General features: G+C 68.1%; 17 protein-coding genes. 4 read left to right on the top strand and 13 right to left on the bottom strand.

From position 1 onward, the window contains the following. From OG205_RS02830 to OG205_RS02805, 6 genes are all read right to left on the bottom strand, one after another. Nucleotides 1-858, bottom strand: coding sequence for a 2Fe-2S iron-sulfur cluster-binding protein (locus OG205_RS02830; RefSeq protein WP_330274647.1), 858 nt, complete (start codon nt 856-858; stop codon nt 1-3). Next, complete coding sequence (locus OG205_RS02825; protein ID WP_330274646.1) at nt 855-2,624, bottom strand: NAD(P)H-dependent oxidoreductase subunit E; 1,770 nt, start codon at nt 2,622-2,624, stop codon at nt 855-857. The genes OG205_RS02830 and OG205_RS02825 overlap by 4 nt, the downstream gene beginning before the upstream one ends. Then, complete coding sequence (locus OG205_RS02820) at nt 2,625-4,550, bottom strand: molybdopterin oxidoreductase family protein (RefSeq protein ID WP_330274645.1); 1,926 nt, start codon at nt 4,548-4,550, stop codon at nt 2,625-2,627. 201 nt (nt 4,551-4,751) lie between these two features. Continuing rightward, on the bottom strand, nt 4,752-5,966 hold the full coding sequence (locus OG205_RS02815; RefSeq protein ID WP_330274644.1) for a YcaO-like family protein: 1,215 nt from the start codon (nt 5,964-5,966) through the stop codon (nt 4,752-4,754). A 3-nt stretch (nt 5,967-5,969) separates the two neighbouring features. Next, nucleotides 5,970-6,095 (bottom strand): hypothetical protein, encoded by a 126-nt coding sequence (locus OG205_RS02810; protein WP_330274643.1) that lies wholly within the window; start codon nt 6,093-6,095, stop codon nt 5,970-5,972. Between the two features lie 27 nt (nt 6,096-6,122). Beyond that, entirely contained in the window at nt 6,123-6,707 is a 585-nt protein-coding gene (locus tag OG205_RS02805; protein WP_330274642.1) for a TetR/AcrR family transcriptional regulator, read from the bottom strand. Between the two features lie 92 nt (nt 6,708-6,799). Between OG205_RS02805 and OG205_RS02800 the strand changes: the two genes are divergently transcribed. Then, complete coding sequence (locus OG205_RS02800; RefSeq protein ID WP_330274641.1) at nt 6,800-7,630, top strand: alpha/beta fold hydrolase; 831 nt, start codon at nt 6,800-6,802, stop codon at nt 7,628-7,630. Here OG205_RS02800 and OG205_RS02795 read toward each other — a convergent pair. Then, complete coding sequence (locus OG205_RS02795) at nt 7,620-8,657, bottom strand: aldo/keto reductase (protein ID WP_330274640.1); 1,038 nt, start codon at nt 8,655-8,657, stop codon at nt 7,620-7,622. The genes OG205_RS02800 and OG205_RS02795 overlap by 11 nt on opposite strands. Before the next feature lie 112 nt (nt 8,658-8,769). Between OG205_RS02795 and OG205_RS02790 the strand changes: the two genes are divergently transcribed. Beyond that, nucleotides 8,770-9,648 carry an AraC family transcriptional regulator gene (locus tag OG205_RS02790; RefSeq protein WP_330274639.1) on the top strand — a complete coding sequence of 293 codons (879 nt, stop codon included), beginning with the start codon at nt 8,770-8,772 and terminating at the stop codon, nt 9,646-9,648. Between the two features lie 3 nt (nt 9,649-9,651). On the opposite strand, the gene OG205_RS02785 is transcribed toward OG205_RS02790, so the two are convergent. From OG205_RS02785 to OG205_RS02775, 3 genes are read right to left on the bottom strand one after another with little or no spacing between them, the layout of a single operon-like run. Continuing rightward, complete coding sequence (locus OG205_RS02785) at nt 9,652-10,311, bottom strand: hypothetical protein (protein WP_330274638.1); 660 nt, start codon at nt 10,309-10,311, stop codon at nt 9,652-9,654. A gap of 48 nt (nt 10,312-10,359) precedes the next feature. Further along, nucleotides 10,360-11,283 carry a LysR family transcriptional regulator gene (locus tag OG205_RS02780; RefSeq protein WP_330274637.1) on the bottom strand — a complete coding sequence of 308 codons (924 nt, stop codon included), beginning with the start codon at nt 11,281-11,283 and terminating at the stop codon, nt 10,360-10,362. Continuing rightward, on the bottom strand, nt 11,284-12,261 hold the full coding sequence (locus OG205_RS02775) for a 2-dehydropantoate 2-reductase (protein ID WP_330274636.1): 978 nt from the start codon (nt 12,259-12,261) through the stop codon (nt 11,284-11,286). A gap of 112 nt (nt 12,262-12,373) precedes the next feature. On the opposite strand from OG205_RS02775, the gene OG205_RS02770 reads away from it, so the two are divergent. Both OG205_RS02770 and OG205_RS02765 read left to right on the top strand, forming a co-directional pair. Continuing rightward, entirely contained in the window at nt 12,374-13,099 is a 726-nt protein-coding gene (locus OG205_RS02770; RefSeq protein ID WP_330274635.1) for a GntR family transcriptional regulator, read from the top strand. Nucleotides 13,100-13,365: 266 nt separating this feature from the next. Continuing rightward, on the top strand, nt 13,366-13,551 hold the full coding sequence (locus tag OG205_RS02765) for a hypothetical protein (RefSeq protein ID WP_093590387.1): 186 nt from the start codon (nt 13,366-13,368) through the stop codon (nt 13,549-13,551). Here the strand turns inward: OG205_RS02765 and OG205_RS02760 are convergent. From OG205_RS02760 to OG205_RS02750, 3 genes are read right to left on the bottom strand one after another with little or no spacing between them, the layout of a single operon-like run. Continuing rightward, nucleotides 13,542-14,555, bottom strand: a complete 1,014-nt coding sequence (locus OG205_RS02760) for a TerC family protein (RefSeq protein WP_442916800.1) — start codon at nt 14,553-14,555, stop codon at nt 13,542-13,544. The two genes, OG205_RS02765 and OG205_RS02760, sit on opposite strands and share 10 nt — an antisense overlap. Before the next feature lie 31 nt (nt 14,556-14,586). After that, complete coding sequence (locus OG205_RS02755) at nt 14,587-15,015, bottom strand: hypothetical protein (protein WP_330274633.1); 429 nt, start codon at nt 15,013-15,015, stop codon at nt 14,587-14,589. Between the two features lies 1 nt (nt 15,016). After that, nucleotides 15,017-16,471, bottom strand: coding sequence for an Nramp family divalent metal transporter (locus OG205_RS02750; protein ID WP_330274632.1), 1,455 nt, complete (start codon nt 16,469-16,471; stop codon nt 15,017-15,019). Between the last annotated feature and the right edge of the window lie 54 nt (nt 16,472-16,525).

Genomic DNA, 16,525 nt, shown 5'->3' with positions numbered 1-16,525 from the left:
TCAGCGATTTTGCACGTGCTGCCAGCCGAAACGGCCCTTGATGCACAGGTTTCCGTGCGTGACCGTGCTTTCGTGCGGCGACGTGACCTTCACGATCTCGTTGTCCTGCACGTGCAGGGTGAGGTTGCACCCGACACCGCAGAACGTGCAGATGGTCGTGGTCTGGGTCTGGGCTTCTTCGTCCCAGGTGCCGTCTTCGCGCTTGTCGTGCTCGCGCTTGAAGCTCAACGCGCCGGTCGGGCAGACCTCGATGCAGTTGCCGCAGTACACGCAAGCGCTTTCGGGCAGCGGCACGGAGAACTCCGTGGAGATCCGCGAGTCGAAGCCGCGGCCGGCCACCGAGATCGCGAACGTGTTCTGCCACTGGTCGCCGCACGCGTCGACGCACTTGTAACACAGGATGCACTTGCTCAAGTCACGGACGTACAGCGGATTGTCCACTTTGATCGGTTGTTGCACGGTGGCGGCGTCCGGACCGAAGCGCGAAGGTTCGGCGCCGCACGCGGACATCCACTCGTCCACGTGCGGCGTGGTGGAGAGATCCGTCGCGGACCCCAGAAGTTCCAGCACCAGCTTGCGACTGTGTTGTGTGCGCTCGGAGTCAGTGCGCACGACCATGCCCGGCTCGACCTTGCGCGAGCACGACGGCACGAGCGTGCGCGCCCCTTCCACCTCGACCATGCAGACGCGGCAAGCGTTTGCGGGCTCCAGGGTGTCGCCATAGCAGAGCGTCGGGATCGATTTCCCTTGCGCCGTACAGGCATCCAGGATCGTCGCGCCTTCCGGCACCCGCACGGACTCGCCGTCCAAAGTCAGCTCGACCAGTCGCTTCGGAAGGCCGATTTCCACGATCGTCATGATGCCGCCTCCTCCGCGTACCCGAGCCGGTCGAGGGCTGATTCGATGGCGTTCCAGGCGGTCTGGCCCAGACCGCAGATGGACGAGTCGCGCATGACCTGCCCGACTTCCCGCAGCAGCTGGAGATCGGCAGCACTCGTGCTCAGCGGACGCTTGCCCACCAGCCGGTGCATCGCTTCTTCCTGGCGCACGGTGCCGATCCGGCACGGTACGCACTGGCCGCACGACTCGTCGCGGAAGAACGCGGCGATGCGCAACAGGAAGCTGCCCAGGTCGGCCGTGTCGTCGAGCACCAGGACGACACCGGAGCCGAGCGTGGTGTTCGCGGCCCGCGCGTCCTCCATGGTGAGCGACAGGTCGAGCTCGTCCGGGCGGACGAACCCGCCTGCCGCCCCGCCGAGCAGTACCGCTCGCAGCTCCCGGCCTGGCGGCACGCCACCCGCCAGATCGAGGAGTTCTCCGAGCGTGGTGCCGAACGGCACCTCGTACACGCCCGGACGACTCACGTTGCCCGACAGGCAGAAGAGCTTCGGGCCCGTCGAGGCCTCGGTGCCGATGCGGGTGTAGGCCTCGCATCCCTCCGTGAGGATCACCGGCACGTTGACCAGCGTCTCCACGTTGTTGACCACCGTCGGTTTGCCGAAGAGCCCCGACTCCACCGGGAACGGCGGCTTCGAGCGCGGCTCACCGCGGAAGCCCTCGATGGAGTTGAAGATCGCCGTTTCCTCGCCGCAGATGTACGCGCCCGCGCCGCGGCGGATCTCGATGTCGAACGAGAAACCCTCGTGGCCCATGATGTTCTCGCCGAGGAAGTTGCGCTCCTTCGCGCGGGCGATGGCGTTGCGCAGCAGGTGCAGCGCCCTCGGGTACTCGCCGCGCAGGTACAGGTAGCCGCGCGAACAGCCGGCCGCGAACCCGGCGATCGTCATCGACTCGATCACCGCGAACGGGTCGCCCTCCATCAGCAACCGGTCCTTGAACGTGCCGGGCTCGCTCTCGTCCGCGTTGCAGACCAGGTAGTGCGGCCGGACGGGCTGGCGGGCGGTCGCGTCCCACTTGCGTCCCGTGGGGAACGCCGCGCCGCCACGACCCATCAGCTTGGCGTCGGTGACCTCGCGGATCACCCCGGACGGGCCCAGGAGGAGAGCCGTCCGCAACGCCGCGTAGCCGCCCGTCGCCCGGTAGTCGTCGAGCGACTCCGGATCGACGACCCCGACCCGTTTGAGCAGCCGCAGGCCGGCCGCACCGGCCTGCGGCACCTCCGCGCGCTCACCGTCCACATGAGAGGGACCGGCGGCCGCCACCGCGATCACCTCACCGGCGTGGGTGGGCGCCAGGAGCTGCTCCTTCGCCACCTCCCCCGCCTCGAACGCGAGCGCGGCCGGAGCCTTCTCGCACACCCCGAGACACGGGCTGCGCAACCAGCCGCTGCGCGCCCCCGCCGGGCCGAGCTCGTCGGTCAGCCTGTCGCACAACGCGTTCGCGCCGTTGACCTGGCAGGCCAGGTCGACGCAGACGTGCACGACCTTCGCCGGCCGTTCGGTCAGCGAGAACAGCGAGTAGAAGCTCGCCACCCCGTAGGCCTCGGCCGGCGGGACGTGCAGGACGCGGCAGATGTGGTTCAGCGCGCCCTGGCTGATCCAGCCGACCCGGTCGTTGACCGCGTGCAGGGCGGGCAGCAACTGGTCCCTGCCCATGCCGGTGAACAGGTCCACGACGACGCGTTCGGCCTCGGACGGTTCGACGTCGAGCAGTTTGAGATCCACTCAGCCCACCTTCACCGGAAGCTTGTCGATGCGAATGGCCGCGGCCTTGTACTCGGCCGTACCCGCGATCGGGCAGGTCGCCTCGATCGTGATGATGTTGACGTCGATCTCGTCCGGGAAGTGGAACGTCATGAACACCAGACCCGGCGTGAGTCCGTCGTCGATCCGCACCGGTGCCTGGATCTGCCCGCGCCTGCTGGTGATCGCCACCTCCTCGCCGGCCTCCACCCCGAGCATCAGAGCGTCCTGCGGGCACAGGTCGAGCGTCTCGCCCATGCGGAGCGGTGACTCGAAGCCGCTCGACTGCACCCCGGTGTTGTAGGAGTCGAGCCGGCGGCCCGTGGTGAGCCGGAACGGGAACTCCTCGGTCAGCTCGTCGACGGGCGGGCTGTGCGGCACCGGCGAGAACGTCGCGGGCATGCCGCGCTTGACCGGGTCCTCCTCCCAGAGCCTGCCGTGCAGGAAGCTGGGTTCGAGGGAGTCCTCGTCAGGGCAGGGCCACTGGATGCCGCCGAGCTTCTCGAGCCGGTCGTACGTCATACCGGTGTGGATGGGCGACAGGCTGCGCAGCTCGTCCCACACGTCCTGACCGGTCTTGTGCTGCCAGTCCGCGCCGAGCCGCGTCGCGATCTCACCCATGATCTCGATGTCGTCGCGCGCACCTTCGGGCGGTGTAAGGGCTTTTCGGACTCGCTGCACCCGGCGCTCGCTGTTCGTGAACGTGCCGTCGGTCTCGCACCACGCCGCCGCGGCGGGAAGCACGACGTGCGCGAGCTGCGCGGTCTTGGTGAGGAAGATGTCCTGCACCACGACGTGGTCCAAGTTGGACAGTCGTTTGATCGTGTGCTCGCAGTCGGCCTCGGACTGCACCGGGTTCTCGCCGATGATGTACACGGTGGTCATGTCACCGCGTTCCATCGCCTCCAGCATCTGGGTGAGGTTCCAGCCCTTGGAGGCCTTGAAGTTCGAACCCCACGCGTCGTTGAACTTCTTGGCGACACCGGGATCGGTGATGTCCTGGAAGCCGGGCAGCCGGTCGGGGATGGCGCCCATGTCGCCGCCACCCTGCACGTTGTTCTGCCCGCGCAACGGGTTCAGCCCTGCGCCGTACCGCCCGACCTGGCCCGTCAGCAGCGACAGGTTGATGAGGCTCAGCACGTTGTCGGTGCCGTTGTGGTGCTCGGTGATGCCGAGCGTCCAGCTCAGCTGTCCGCGATCCGCCTTGGCATAGGCGTGCGCGAGCTCTCGGATGAGCTCCGCCGGAACCCCGGTCTCGAGTTCGGCGACCGGCAACGTCCACGGCTCGACGGCCTTCACGAACTCCTGGAAGCCCTCGGTCGCCCGCTCGACGAACGACATGTTCGTGAGGTTCGACGCGATGATCTCCCGCGCGATGGCGTGCGCCAGCGGGATGTCCGTACCGACCTTGAGCCGCAACCACCCGTGGGCCCACTTGCCGGTGCTGGTCAGCCGCGGGTCGACCACGTACAGCTTCGCGCCCTTGTTGACCGCCTTCAGCACGTGCTGGAAGAAGATCGGGTGCGCCTCCCGCGCGTTCGAGCCCCACAGCACGATCAGGTCGGCGTCCTCGATCTCCTGGTAGGAGGAGGTACCGCCACCGCTGCCGAACACCTTGGCCAGCCCGGCCACGCTCGGGGCGTGACACGTGCGGTTGCACGAGTCGACGTTGTTCGTGCCGATCACCGCACGCGTGAACTTCTGGGCCATGTAGTTCATCTCGTTGGTGGCCCGCGCACAGGAGAACATGCCGAACGCGTCCGGACCACCGCTGGCCACGTTCCTGCGGAAGCCCTCTGCTGCCTTGTCCAGCGCCTCGTCCCAGGTGGCCGGCCGCAGGACTCCCGCGTCGCGCACCAGTGGCTGGGTCAGCCGCACGTAGGGCTCGGTCTTCTTCCGCCTGCTCATCGTCTGCACCTCCTCCGCCCATACTGTATGCAATCTTCGGTATGCGCTAGCCCCAGATGCGGATTCTTCACTCAGCCAACGGTTCCCGAGACGGCCGGTCAGACGGTCTGCCAGGGCCTCTCTGTCAGAAATCGACGAGGTCGCCGGTCTTGACCCGGCAGGAACCGAACGCGGTCGGCCCCGCGAACAGGAACCCCATCGTCAGCGCTTTCCCAGCGCGGCGGCGAGGCGCGGCCCGACCCGCCGCGTCGAGGGGTGGAACGACTCCATGCGCGGAACGACCAGGCGCACCACCGCGAGGGGCGCGTCCGGAGCCGACAGCACGACGCGGAAGACCTGCTCGACGCCGCCGCGGCGCAGCGCCCCGATCAGATGTGCCAGCGCCTGGCCGAGGTCTCGGAGGTCCGGCCCCTCAGGCACGTCCTCGTACCGGATGGAACGCGAAGTGTCCGAGACCCTGGCGCGCAGCCGGGCGGTGGCTGCGAGCTCCCGCTCTTCGCCGAACCGGGCAAAGTGATCATACCGGTCGAGCAGGTCGTCGCGGCCGCCGTGAATGGCGGTGAGTCTCGACTGCGCCGCCTCGCTGACCGCGCGCACCGCCGCGACGTCCCGCAACGGATGCAAACCCGACCCCACCGCGATCGCCGGCCGCGTCTCGTCGGACGGCTCCATCAGGTACGCCTCGAAGTGCGGCAACCCGAACACCGAATCGGTGCACCTGACCGCGCAGCGCAGGCCTGCCGCGCGCACCTTCTCGAGCAACCCGCCGACCACGCCTTCCGGCCGGTCGAACACCACGTGCCGGGACGCGTCGCGGACCAGGTTGAACGTGCAGACATCGCGTTCGATCACCTCGGCGAGCGCGTGGACGGTCGCCTCGTCGACGGTGTTGCCGGACGCGAGTCCCGTCGTACCGCTGCCGAACACCAGCTGGCCGTCGTCCTCGCCGTAGGGGAAGAACACGAGCTCGGCCGGGAGCAGCACCCGCGTACCGGTGCTGATCTCCTCGGCACGCACGCACGCCAGTGGCCCGTCGGGGTCGACCTGCCGCCCCAGCCGCGGGCAGAGGTCGACGAACTCGAAGGCGCTACCGGCCTGCCCGGCGACAGCCCTGGGCGTCGACATCACGACGTCGACGTGACGCCTGCGGTACTCCGAGACGGCGAGCTCGATCGCTTCGAGGTACGCGCCGACACGGGCCTCCTCCGGCCGGGAGCCCTTCCCCGCGCTGACGCACAGCGAGCCCGCCACCGCGTCCGGTCTGATGCCTGCGAACACTGGAATACCGACGACGTCGAGCCACGTCGTCTCAGTCACCCGCGAAATCCCCAGCCCGGCAGCCATTTCTTTGGCCCGCGCCAGGGTCTCGTGCAACTGAGCGGTGCGAAGGCTCGACGTCAGCCGGTGCAACGTCATGTGTCAGACGGTGTGATCGTCGCCCAGGTCGACGGCCGTCTCACGGTTGGCGACTCCCGCCCACATCACGGAGTCGGTTTCCAGCACCGCAGTGATCTCCTGCGTGACTTCCTCGCCGAGCACGAACACAACGCCTCCCCAGTGTTTGCCTGATCATCAGACTAGAGCGCCGCCGATGATCATTTCCACAGAACGCAGCGTGGCCTCTCGCACCGCCCTGCTGTGCGCCTCGTCCGGGAGCGCCCTGGCGATGCCGACAGCGCCCACGATCGCCGCCACCACGGCCCACGCCCGGCGCTTCTGCTCTTCGACGTCCCCCGGCATGGCCGGGATGAGCAGCGCCACCAGCCGGGAGATGCGCAGCTGGTAGACGCCGCGGACCGACTCGCCGGCCCTCGCGACGTCTGCTGTCAACGCGAGCATCACGCAGCCGTCGGCCACGGCCTCGCAGTGCTCGTCACCCAAGTAGTCGTGCAGGAACTCGACGAGGGCGCGACGGCGTTCGACGGCTTCCAGGCCGTCGAGGACGCCGAACTCCACGCCCACCTGAGCGCGGATCACCTCTTCCAGGAAGGCTTCCTTGCTGCCGAAGTGCGAGTAGATCGCACCCGAGGTGACGCCGGCCGCCGAGGCGAGACCGTCCACGCCCACGCCGTGGAAGCCCTTCTCCTTCAACCGGCGTCCGGCCGCGGCCAGAATCGAGGCCCTGGCCTGCTCCTTGTGGTCCTTCGCGTACCGCACGCCGAACTCCCCACTTGACTTCCACCGGGGTCATGATCATACGATAACGCTCGTTACATAGCGATCGTTATTCTATGAATCCGCGAGGGACCATGTCCGCACACTCCGCTGTCACGCGCACTGTCGACGTCGACGGCACCCCGTTCGCCTACCGCGAGATCGGCCTCACCGAGGGCGTTCCTCTGGTGTTCCTGCACCACTTCACCGCGGTGCTCGACGACTGGGATCCCGCCGTGGTCGACGGTCTGGCCGAGAAGCACCGGGTCGTCCTGGTCGACCTGCGCGGGGTGGGCGGCTCCGGCGGCACCACGCCGGACAGCGTGGAAGCCATGGCGACCGACCTCGCCGGATTCCTGCGCGCGCTGGGGTTCGACGAGGTCGACCTGCTCGGCGTGTCGATGGGCGGCATGATCGCCCAGGTGCTGGCCCAGCGGGAACCCGGCCTGGTGCGCCGGATGATCCTCGCCGGCACCTCACCGGCCGGGGACGCGGGACCGGCCAACGCGCTCGCGTTGCTGCAGAACGCCCTCCAGCAGGCCGCCGCCGAGGGCAAGCACCCGAAGCACGTGCTGTTCTTCTCCCCCACCACGCGGAGCCAGGGTGCCGCGGACGCGTTCCTCGCGCGGCTGAACGAGCGGACGGAGGACCGCGACGCCGAGGTGACGAACGAGACCATCGGTGCGCAGGCGACCGCGTTGGCCAAGTGGGAGCAGAGCTCGCCGGAGGGCCTCGCGACGGTCCGCCAGCCGGTGCTCGTCGTCAACGGGGACAACGACATCATGACCCCGACGATCAGCTCGTTCAACCTGGCGAAGTACCTGCCCAACGCGCGACTGAGCATCTACCCCGACGCCGGGCACGGTGCCCTGTTCCAGCACCACGAGCTGTTCGTCGAGCAGGCGCTGGAGTTCCTCAGCGCGTGACCAGCGACGGGAAGACCGCGGACGGTCGTCCGTCCACAGTGGCCCCCGCGAACTGCAGCATCGGTGCGAGCTGACGGTTGTTGTCGGCCGGGAAGTTCAGCCTCGGCGCGGACACCTCGTCGAGCGCGGCGCGCTGGGCGTCGGACAGGGTCACGTCCAGCGCGCCCAGGTTCGTCTCGAACTGGTCCACGCGGCGAGCGCCGATCACGACGGAACTGACGCCCGGTCGTCCGCGCAGCCACGCCAGGGCGACCTGGGCGGCGGGGACACCGATCTCGTCGGCCACGGCGGTGACGGCGTCGATCACGACCTGGTCGGCGGCACTCGGCGCCTGGCCGCGGGCGCCGGAGTGCTTGCCGGACAACAGACCGCCCGCCAGCGGCGACCACGGCAGCACGCCCATGCCCATGGCCTGCGCCATCGGGATCAGCTCACCCTCGGAGGTGCGCTCCAGCAGCGAGTAGCACAGCTGCAGCGCGATGATCGGCGACCAGCCGTACCACCGGGCGAGCGTCGCGGCCTCGGCCGTGGCCCAGGCCGGGATGTCGGAGAAGCCGACGTAACGGACCTTGCCCGCGCGCACCTGGTCGTCGAGCGCGCGCAGAGTCTCCTCGACGGGAGTGGCCGGGTCGAAGTTGTGCAGCCAGTAGATGTCGACGTGGTCGGTTCGCAGACGCCGAAGGGAGTCCTCCAGCTGGTGCACGATCGCCTTGCGGCCGGGCCCGCCGCCGTTCGGGTCGCCGACGTGCAGGTTGCAGAAGAACTTCGTGCCGATCACGACCCGGTCCCGCAACGACGGGCGGTCCGCGAAGAAGTCACCGATGATCTTCTCCGAGTGCCCGCCGGTGTACACGTTGGCGGTGTCGATCGAGTTGCCGCCGCGCTCCACGTAGGACGCGAGGATCTTCGCGGACTCTTCGGGGCTGGTGCCCCAGCCCCAGTCCTCGCCGAAGGTCATCGTGCCGAGGGTGAACGGGCTGACGCGCAGGCCGGAGCGGCCGAGGGTGATGTACGAATCAAGCGACATACCCCGATTCAAGGCCCCGGCGGCGCGATCACCTAGACCGATGGGCTCGGTCCGTTGCACGATCCGCTCACTTTCGCGGCGATCCGGTCACGGCGGTGCGAGACTGGGAGCCATGACGCACCTGGACGAGATCCGTCGCCGGATCACCCGGCTCGCCGGCACTCCTGGCCGTCCACTGTGGATCGACGGCGTGTTCGTGTTCGCCGCCGACCGGGTGACCGAGCCCATGTGCACCGTCACCGAACCGGTGCTCACCCTCGTCGCCCACGGCACGAAACGCACGGTCCTCGGTGCTCACACGTTCGACCACGGCCCAGGCCAGATCGCGGTCGTGACCGTCGACCTCCCGCTCACGGGCCACATCACCAGCGCCCCGTTCCTCGCACTGGGGTTGAAACTGGAGCCGAAGACCATCGCGCAACTGCTCATGGACGGCGGACCGGCGAAGATCCGCCCGCACGACGGCCCCGGCATCTCGATCAGCGATGCCGACGACAGGGTGCTCGATCCGCTCGCGAGACTGCTGCGCCTGCTGGACGAGCCACGCGACCTCCGGGTGCTCGGCGCGTCCGTGCGGCGCGAGATCCACTGGCGGCTGCTCAACGGCCCGCAGGCGGCGCTGATGCGGCAGGCGGGCACGGCCGACAGCCGCCTGGCTCTGGTCGCGAGCGCCATCGCGTGGATCAAGGCACGCTACGACAGAGTGATCCGCATCGACGACCTGGCAACGGACATCGGCACCAGCGTCCCGACGCTCAACCGCCACTTCCGCGCCGTCACCGCACTGAGCCCGTTGCAGTACCAGAAGCAGATCCGGCTGCAACGGGCTCGTGCCACGCTCATCACCGCGCCGCACGACGTGGCCGCGATCGGCTACTCGGTCGGCTACGACAACCCGTCGCAGTTCAGCCGCGAGTACCGGCGGATGTTCGGCGCGCCACCGGGACAGGACGCGCTCCGGTTGCAGAACGCGTCCATCGTCCAGGAGTAGCTGTCACGCCTTGACGAACGTCTCCGCGAAGATCGGCACCACCGAGCTCAGCTGGGCTTCTGCGGCCGCCTGGGTCTGGCCGGACGCCACCACGACCGAGATGAGCGTGCCTCGCCCCATCACCGCCTGGCACGACCAAGGAACCAACTCGGGATCGCGGTTCGCCTCGCAGACGCCGTAGACGCCGTCCACGCCTTGCGGCGCGGGGATCGGGATGTCCACCTTCATCTGGTCAGCCAGGCGGGACCGGCTACAGCTGCCCGCCCTGGTCCGCACCGCCTCCAGCAGGCCGGCCGCCGGGCGCTCGGACATGGCGTGAACCCTCTGGAACAGACTCACCTGTCCCGCCCAGATCCGAGTCCGCGAAACCGACACGTCATCGGCGCGCAACTCGGAGCCACTGCATACAACGGTGACGATCTCGCCTTCCGCGCCGGGACCGCTGTCGTTCGCCGGCACACTCTCCTTGAGCTTGCCGCCCATCGCGTCGAACGCGCCTGGTGGGGCGATCGCCGCCTTGGCGCGCTGGTCCAGTTCCGCCGGAGTCGGTGGCGCAACAGTCGTCGTGGTGGTCGTGGCCGGCGGTGCGGCCACCGGCTCACCACCGCAGGCCGTGGTCAGGGCGACCGCCGCCGCGACGGCAGCACAAATACGCATGTTCACGTTGCTCCCCCAGGTTCTGCGTGTTCGGGAGGAGCTTAGCGGGACACGTCACAGGTCCCGGCGGTCGAGGTGCTTGTGCAGCATGCGTTCCAGCTCCCCGCGCACGTCCAGCCCGCGGGTGAGCCCCAGCATCGCCTGCGCCAGCATCGACACCGGCTCCTGGTCCCCGACGACGAGCCCGATCCGCGGCACCCGCTGGGGATCCTCGATGCGCACCACCCGCATCCCTTCCGGCGTACCGAACATCTGCAGCCACGCGTGGGCGATGACGCTCGACCACTTCCGCGTCGCCACATGAGCCCACAACGTCGCCACGGTGTCGGCCTCGATCACCGGCACCGGCTGCACCCCGGCGTCCGCGAAGACCGAATCGAGGATCCGCCGGTTGCGCATGTTGGAGGTCAGCAGGCACAACGGCAGCGCGGCCACGTCGGCCCACCGCGCCACCGGGCGGGAGGCGATCTCCTCCTCTGCGGGTGTCAGCAGGACGTACCGCTCCTCGTACAACGGCATCGCGCGCATGGTGCCGTCGACGTAGGTCATCGCGATGTCGATCTCGAACTCTTCGAGTCGCCGCACGATCTCCTGGGAGGACAACGACTCCAGCGTGACCCGGACGTGCGGGTGACGCTCGCAGAACGGTGCCGTGAGCAGGGGCGCGACCGGGAGCGCTGTCGGGATGGCTCCGATCCGGAGCACCCCCGACAGCGACTCCCTCATGCGGGACAGGTCCTGCCGCAACGCGTCGCGATCCGCGAGCATGCGGTGCGCCCACAGCAGAACCCGTTCCCCCTCCGGCGTCAGCGACTCGAACCGGCGGCCGCGGGACACGATCGGCACCCCGAGCTCGCGTTCGAGCTTGCTGATCGCCGCCGACAACGACGGCTGGGACACGTGGCACGCCTCGGCCGCACGCGCGAAGTGGCGTTCGCGCGCCAAGGCGACCAGGTACTCCAGCTGACGCAGCAACAACTACGACACCAGCGACGTGCGCGACAGGAGGTCGATCGCCGCGTAGACGTGCCGCAGCGTCGGCGCAGGCACGCGGGTGAGCTCGGCGATCTCCACCACCGCGGCGATGATCGCGTCGATCTCCAGCCGTTTGCCCGCCTCCAGGTCCTGCAGCATCGACGTCTTGTGGTGCCCGACGCGGCGGGCGCCGTCGATGCGCTTGTCGATGGAGATCTGCGGATCGCAGCCCGCAGCCCGTGCGACGGTCAGGGTCTCCGCCATCATCTGGGCCACCAGGTCGCGGCTGTCCGAGTGGTCGCAGATCTCCACCATCGTCGCGCGGGTCAGCGCGCTCAACGGATTGAACGCCACGTTGCCCATGAGCTTGATCCAGATGTCCTCGCGGACGTCCTTCTCCACCGGGCATTTCAGCCCGCCCGCGACCATCGCCTCGCTGAGCGCGACACACCGCGGAGAGATGCTGCGGTCCGGCTCGCCGATCGAGAACCGCGTGCCCTCCAGGTGCCGGATCACCCCCGGCGCCTCGATCTCGGTCGAGCAGTAGACGACGCAGCCGATCGCCCGTTCCATGGGCAGCACGGCGGTGACGGACCCGCCCGGGTCCACGGCCTCGATGCGTTGTCCCTCAAGGGGATGCCCGGTCATGCCGTGGAAGTACCACCACGGGATCCCGTTCTGCGCCGCGATCACGGCGGTGTCCTGGCCCATCAGCGGTGCCAGCAGATCGCCTGACGACGCGTACGAGTACGCCTTCAGACCGAGGAAAATGTAGTCGACCTCTCCCACCTCGGCGGGATCGGAGGTCGCATGTGGACGCGCGGTGAAATCACCGCGCGGACTCAGCACCCGCACGCCGTGCTCACGCATTGCGGCGAGATGGGCTCCACGCGCGATCAGATGGACTTCCACGCCCGCACGATGCAAAGCCGCACCGACGTAGGCACCGATCGCTCCTGCTCCGAGAACAGCGATCTTCATAGCACGCCCCGCTCTGCCACTCTTCCAGAAGAAGATTGCATACAGTATACGGACAACACGGGTATTTCTCCAGAAGTGCTTTTTGCATACCAAAAGCTGTATTCTGTCCGGCATGACCTCTTCGCCCAGTGGCCGCCGGGCACCTCGCGGCTCACTCAGTGCCGCCGCGACCCGCCGGGTCGAACGTCCCGCACCGCTGCGACAGGCCGTTTACGACGCTCTGCTCGAGCTCATCGTCAACCGCACCCTCGCCCCCGGCCAGCACCTGGTCGAGGCCGAGCTGGCCGAGTACCTGGGCGTGAGCAGGCAGCCGGTGCGCGAGGCCCTGCAACGACTGCAGACCGACGGCTGGGTCGACCTGCGTCCCGCCCAGGGCGCCTTCGTGCACACCCCGACCGAGGAGGAGGCCGACCAGCTGCTCGCCGTGCGCAGCGTGCTGGAGACCTACTCCGCCAAGCTCGCCGCCGAGCACGCGACCGCGTCCGACGTGAAGCTTCTCAGGAAGCTGCAGAAGGCCGGCGAGGAGGCCCTGGTCACCGCGAACGTCGAGCGCCTGGTCAAGGCGAACGCCGATCTGCACGCGGCCGTCGCGTCGATCAGCCGCAACAAGGTCCTGTCCGAGATGATCGGACTGGTCGACCGCCGGGTGCGCTGGTACTACACCCCGATCGCCCGCCCACGCAGCCGCGACTCCTGGAACGAGCACGCCGAGCTGGTCGCGGCCATCGCCGACGGCGACGCCGAGAAGGCCGGCGAGGTCATGCACAACCACGCGGAGCAGACCCGCCAGACCTACCACGACCGCAAGACGCCCGAAAGCTCCACGGACGGCGACTGATCCATCACTCTCAGATCACTCAATTCGGTCATTTGGTACCGTACGGGTGATCCGCGACACGGTGGCGGCCGATTGCATACAAAACGCAGTATGCTGGATCGCGACAGGGACGGGGTCAACGGAGACCCGCGAGAGGTTTCCCACCGGGTACCCGCGCAATGGGCGACCGGTGGACAGGACCCCGGCCGCAACCCTGTTCCTCCCGTGCCACAGTGCCTTTCAGGTCCCTGCGCGCCTCGGGAGCCACCATCGTCAGGAGGAAGACCATGTCCCGCTTGAAGAACTTCGCGCGTTCGCTCACCCAGCCGCGTGAGGGTTTCTCCGCTGACGGCCGCGCGCTGGGCCTCGGACTGTCCACCGCGCTGACGGAACAGCGCAAGGACGCCGAGGCCCAGGCGGCCGTGGCCAAGACGCTCCGCAAGGACGCCGAAGGCCACACGATTCACGGCTGATTGTCCTTCACAGGAGCGTCATCGCTGTTTCGCGCACTCTCCGCGTCCTCCACGGCGGAGCGGGCAGCCCGTCGTGAGGTGTGCAGGCTCCAGACCGTCGTGACGGCGAGCGTCGCCACGATGACCCCGAGAGACACCACGATCGGGATCTCCGGAGCCCACGAGACACCGTGGTGGTGCATCGCCTCGAAGATGAGCTTGAACCCGATGAACGCGAGCACCACCGCGAGGCCCTTGCTCAGGTGCACCAGGCGATCCAGCAGACCGCCCACCAGGAAGAAGAGCTGGCGCAGGCCCATCAACGCGAACGCGTTGGCGGTCAGCACCAGGTACGGCTCCTTGGTGAGCCCGAAGATCGCCGGGATCGAGTCGACGGCGAACAACAGGTCCGTGGTGCCGACGGCGACCATGACGATCAGCATCGGCGTCACGACGCGCTTGCCGTCGATGCGCGTCGTCAACGCCGCGCCCTGGTAGACCGTGGTCGCCGGCAGGAACCGCTTCACCGCGCGCAAAGCGGCGTTCTCCGGGACGTCGGCCTCGTCGGTCTCGTCCTGCTTCAACAGCTTCCACGCCGTGAAGATCAGGAAAGCCCCGAAGAAGTAGAACAGCCAGTCGAACCGCGCGATCGCCTGTGCTCCCGCGGCGATGAACACCGCGCGCAGCAACAGGGCCAGGATGATGCCGACGATGAGCACCTTCTGCCGGTACTCCCGCGGCACCGCGAACCGGGCCATGATGATCACGAACACGAACAGGTTGTCGACGCTCAGCGAGTACTCGGTGATCCAGCCGGCGAAGAACTCACCGCCGTGGCCGGGCCCGGCGAACACCGTGACGCCGAGTCCGAAGAGGACGGCCAGGCCGACGTAGAAGATGACCCAGTACAACGACTCGCGGAACGACGGTTCGTGCGGCTTGCGCACCACCAGGTAGAAGTCGAACGCGATGATGGCGGCGATGCCGCCCATGGTCGCGATCCACACCCAGACGGGAAGATCCAACATCCTTGGGCTCCTTCGGCGGAAGGGAAGGTCAGCGGGAGGCGGTGGCGCGCAGGCGCATGGAGATGCGTTCGTGCAGCCACAGGAAACCGATGGCCCAGCCGAAACTCACGATCCCTTGGTAGGCGAGGAAACCCGCGAGGTCCGCGGGCAGTCGGACCTGACCGGTGAGCACGAGGCTCACGGTGGTCTCGTGGACGAGCCTGGCCAGTGGGAACGCCACGAGCCAGTACAGAGCCACCGGGGCGAACCGTCCGGCCGGGAGCCGGCCCGCCGCCACCAGCAGGCCGAAACCGCCGCCGAACGCACCCAGCGGCAGGCCGAGAGCGACCGTCGTGACGAGTGCCCACCCGAGCGGCTGGCCGACGAGCGCGGCCAGCCCTCCCGCGATGAGCCCCGCGGCGAGACCGACGAACGCGCCGGGCACCGCTTCTTTGAGAAAGCCTTCGCGGATCGCCATCTCAGCCCACCACTACTCCGAACTTGATGAGACTGAAGAACAGCATGCCCAGGTAGAACACCGCTCCGAAGCCGATGATCAGGTTCGTGACCAGCTTGGGGCGGATGGGTTTGGGCAGCATCCGGTTGTTCACCAGCAGGAGCACCACGCAGTAGGCGCCCATGGCGAACGTCGACAGGAACGCGAGCACGTCGAGAATCGCGCCCGGTCCGTCGGCGGGTCCGAACAGCAGGATCAGGATGCCGAAGGTGATGACACCCCAGAGGAATCCCGCGTAGAGGTGCGACATCCCGAACTTCTTGGCGCCCTTGACGAAGTGGTACGTCATGTCCGCCTGGCCGCGCGAGAACGAGTCGAACAGACCCAGCGTGGCGTTCAGGCCGATCAACGCGATGAACCCGAGGAACACCGCGCCGAGCACCGGTCCGCCCGCCGACGCGAACGCGTCCGACATGGCGTTCAAAGCAGCTTCACGCTCACCGGACTCGATGAGCGCCTTCACGTCCGGGCTGGTCCGTGAAGCCGACTGCGCGAGGACCGTGAAAGAGACCGTGACGAGCATCGTGATGCCCCAGAAGAGCAACAGCGCGTCGAACGTGACCCAGCGCCGCCAGCCCTTCCACTTCGCGAGCTCCGCCTTGTCCTCGGTGTCGAACATGAAGCCGCGGGCCGGCATCTTCTCTTCCTCGCCCGCGTGCCGCAGCCCGCGGACCTTCGGGATGTGCGCACCCATGCCGGCGCCGCTGTCGCGCAGGTGCAGCGTGTACCACATCTGCTGCATGCCGGACGGTCCGGCGAACGCGATCGAGCCGACGATGATCGGGAACCACTCCGGCGACATCGCCTGGGCCGGGAAGTACCCGAACTGGAGCATGCCGCTCAGCGTGCTGGTCAGGTCGCCCCACGTGCCGACCATCGCCGCCACCACGGACGTGCTGACGACGAGCAGTCCGATGAGGATGGACAGCAGGTTCTCGAGCAGGTTGTAGATGACCTTGGCGAGGCTGAACAGCACCCCGACCAGGATCAGTCCGACACACGCCGACACCGTCCAGGGTATTCCGGTGATCTTCTCCAGAGCCGCTGCTCCGGCGGAGAGATGGCCTGGCCAGATGTAGACGAGCATCGCGACCACGAAGAAGAACCACATGATCGGTTTGAACACGCGTGCGGCGCCGAAGAAGATGCTCTCCCCCGTCGCCATCGCGTACCGCGCCATCTCGAGCATGACGACGGCCTGCAGCGTCACGCCGATCAGGAAGAGCCACCTGATGTCCGGTCCGAAGACCAGCACCAGGCGGGGCCACATGTAGGACTCGCCCATGCCCACGCCAAGAGCCACCAGGAACACCGTGGGACCGAGCAGGTGGATCGACGGTGGTGCGTCGGGGAGTTTCCTGATGGGCATCGCTTCCAGCTTGCCCGCGGCCCAGACGCGCTCCTTCTCGGGTGGCACGCTGGTTTCCGTGCGAGCTGCCAGATTTGGATCATCCACGGTTAACAACCTCCA

The sequence above is a fragment of the Lentzea sp. NBC_00516 genome, assembly GCF_036346835.1.
In the GTDB taxonomy this organism is placed as follows: domain Bacteria; phylum Actinomycetota; class Actinomycetes; order Mycobacteriales; family Pseudonocardiaceae; genus Lentzea; species Lentzea sokolovensis.
This window is presented reverse-complemented; position numbering and strand designations above follow the sequence as displayed.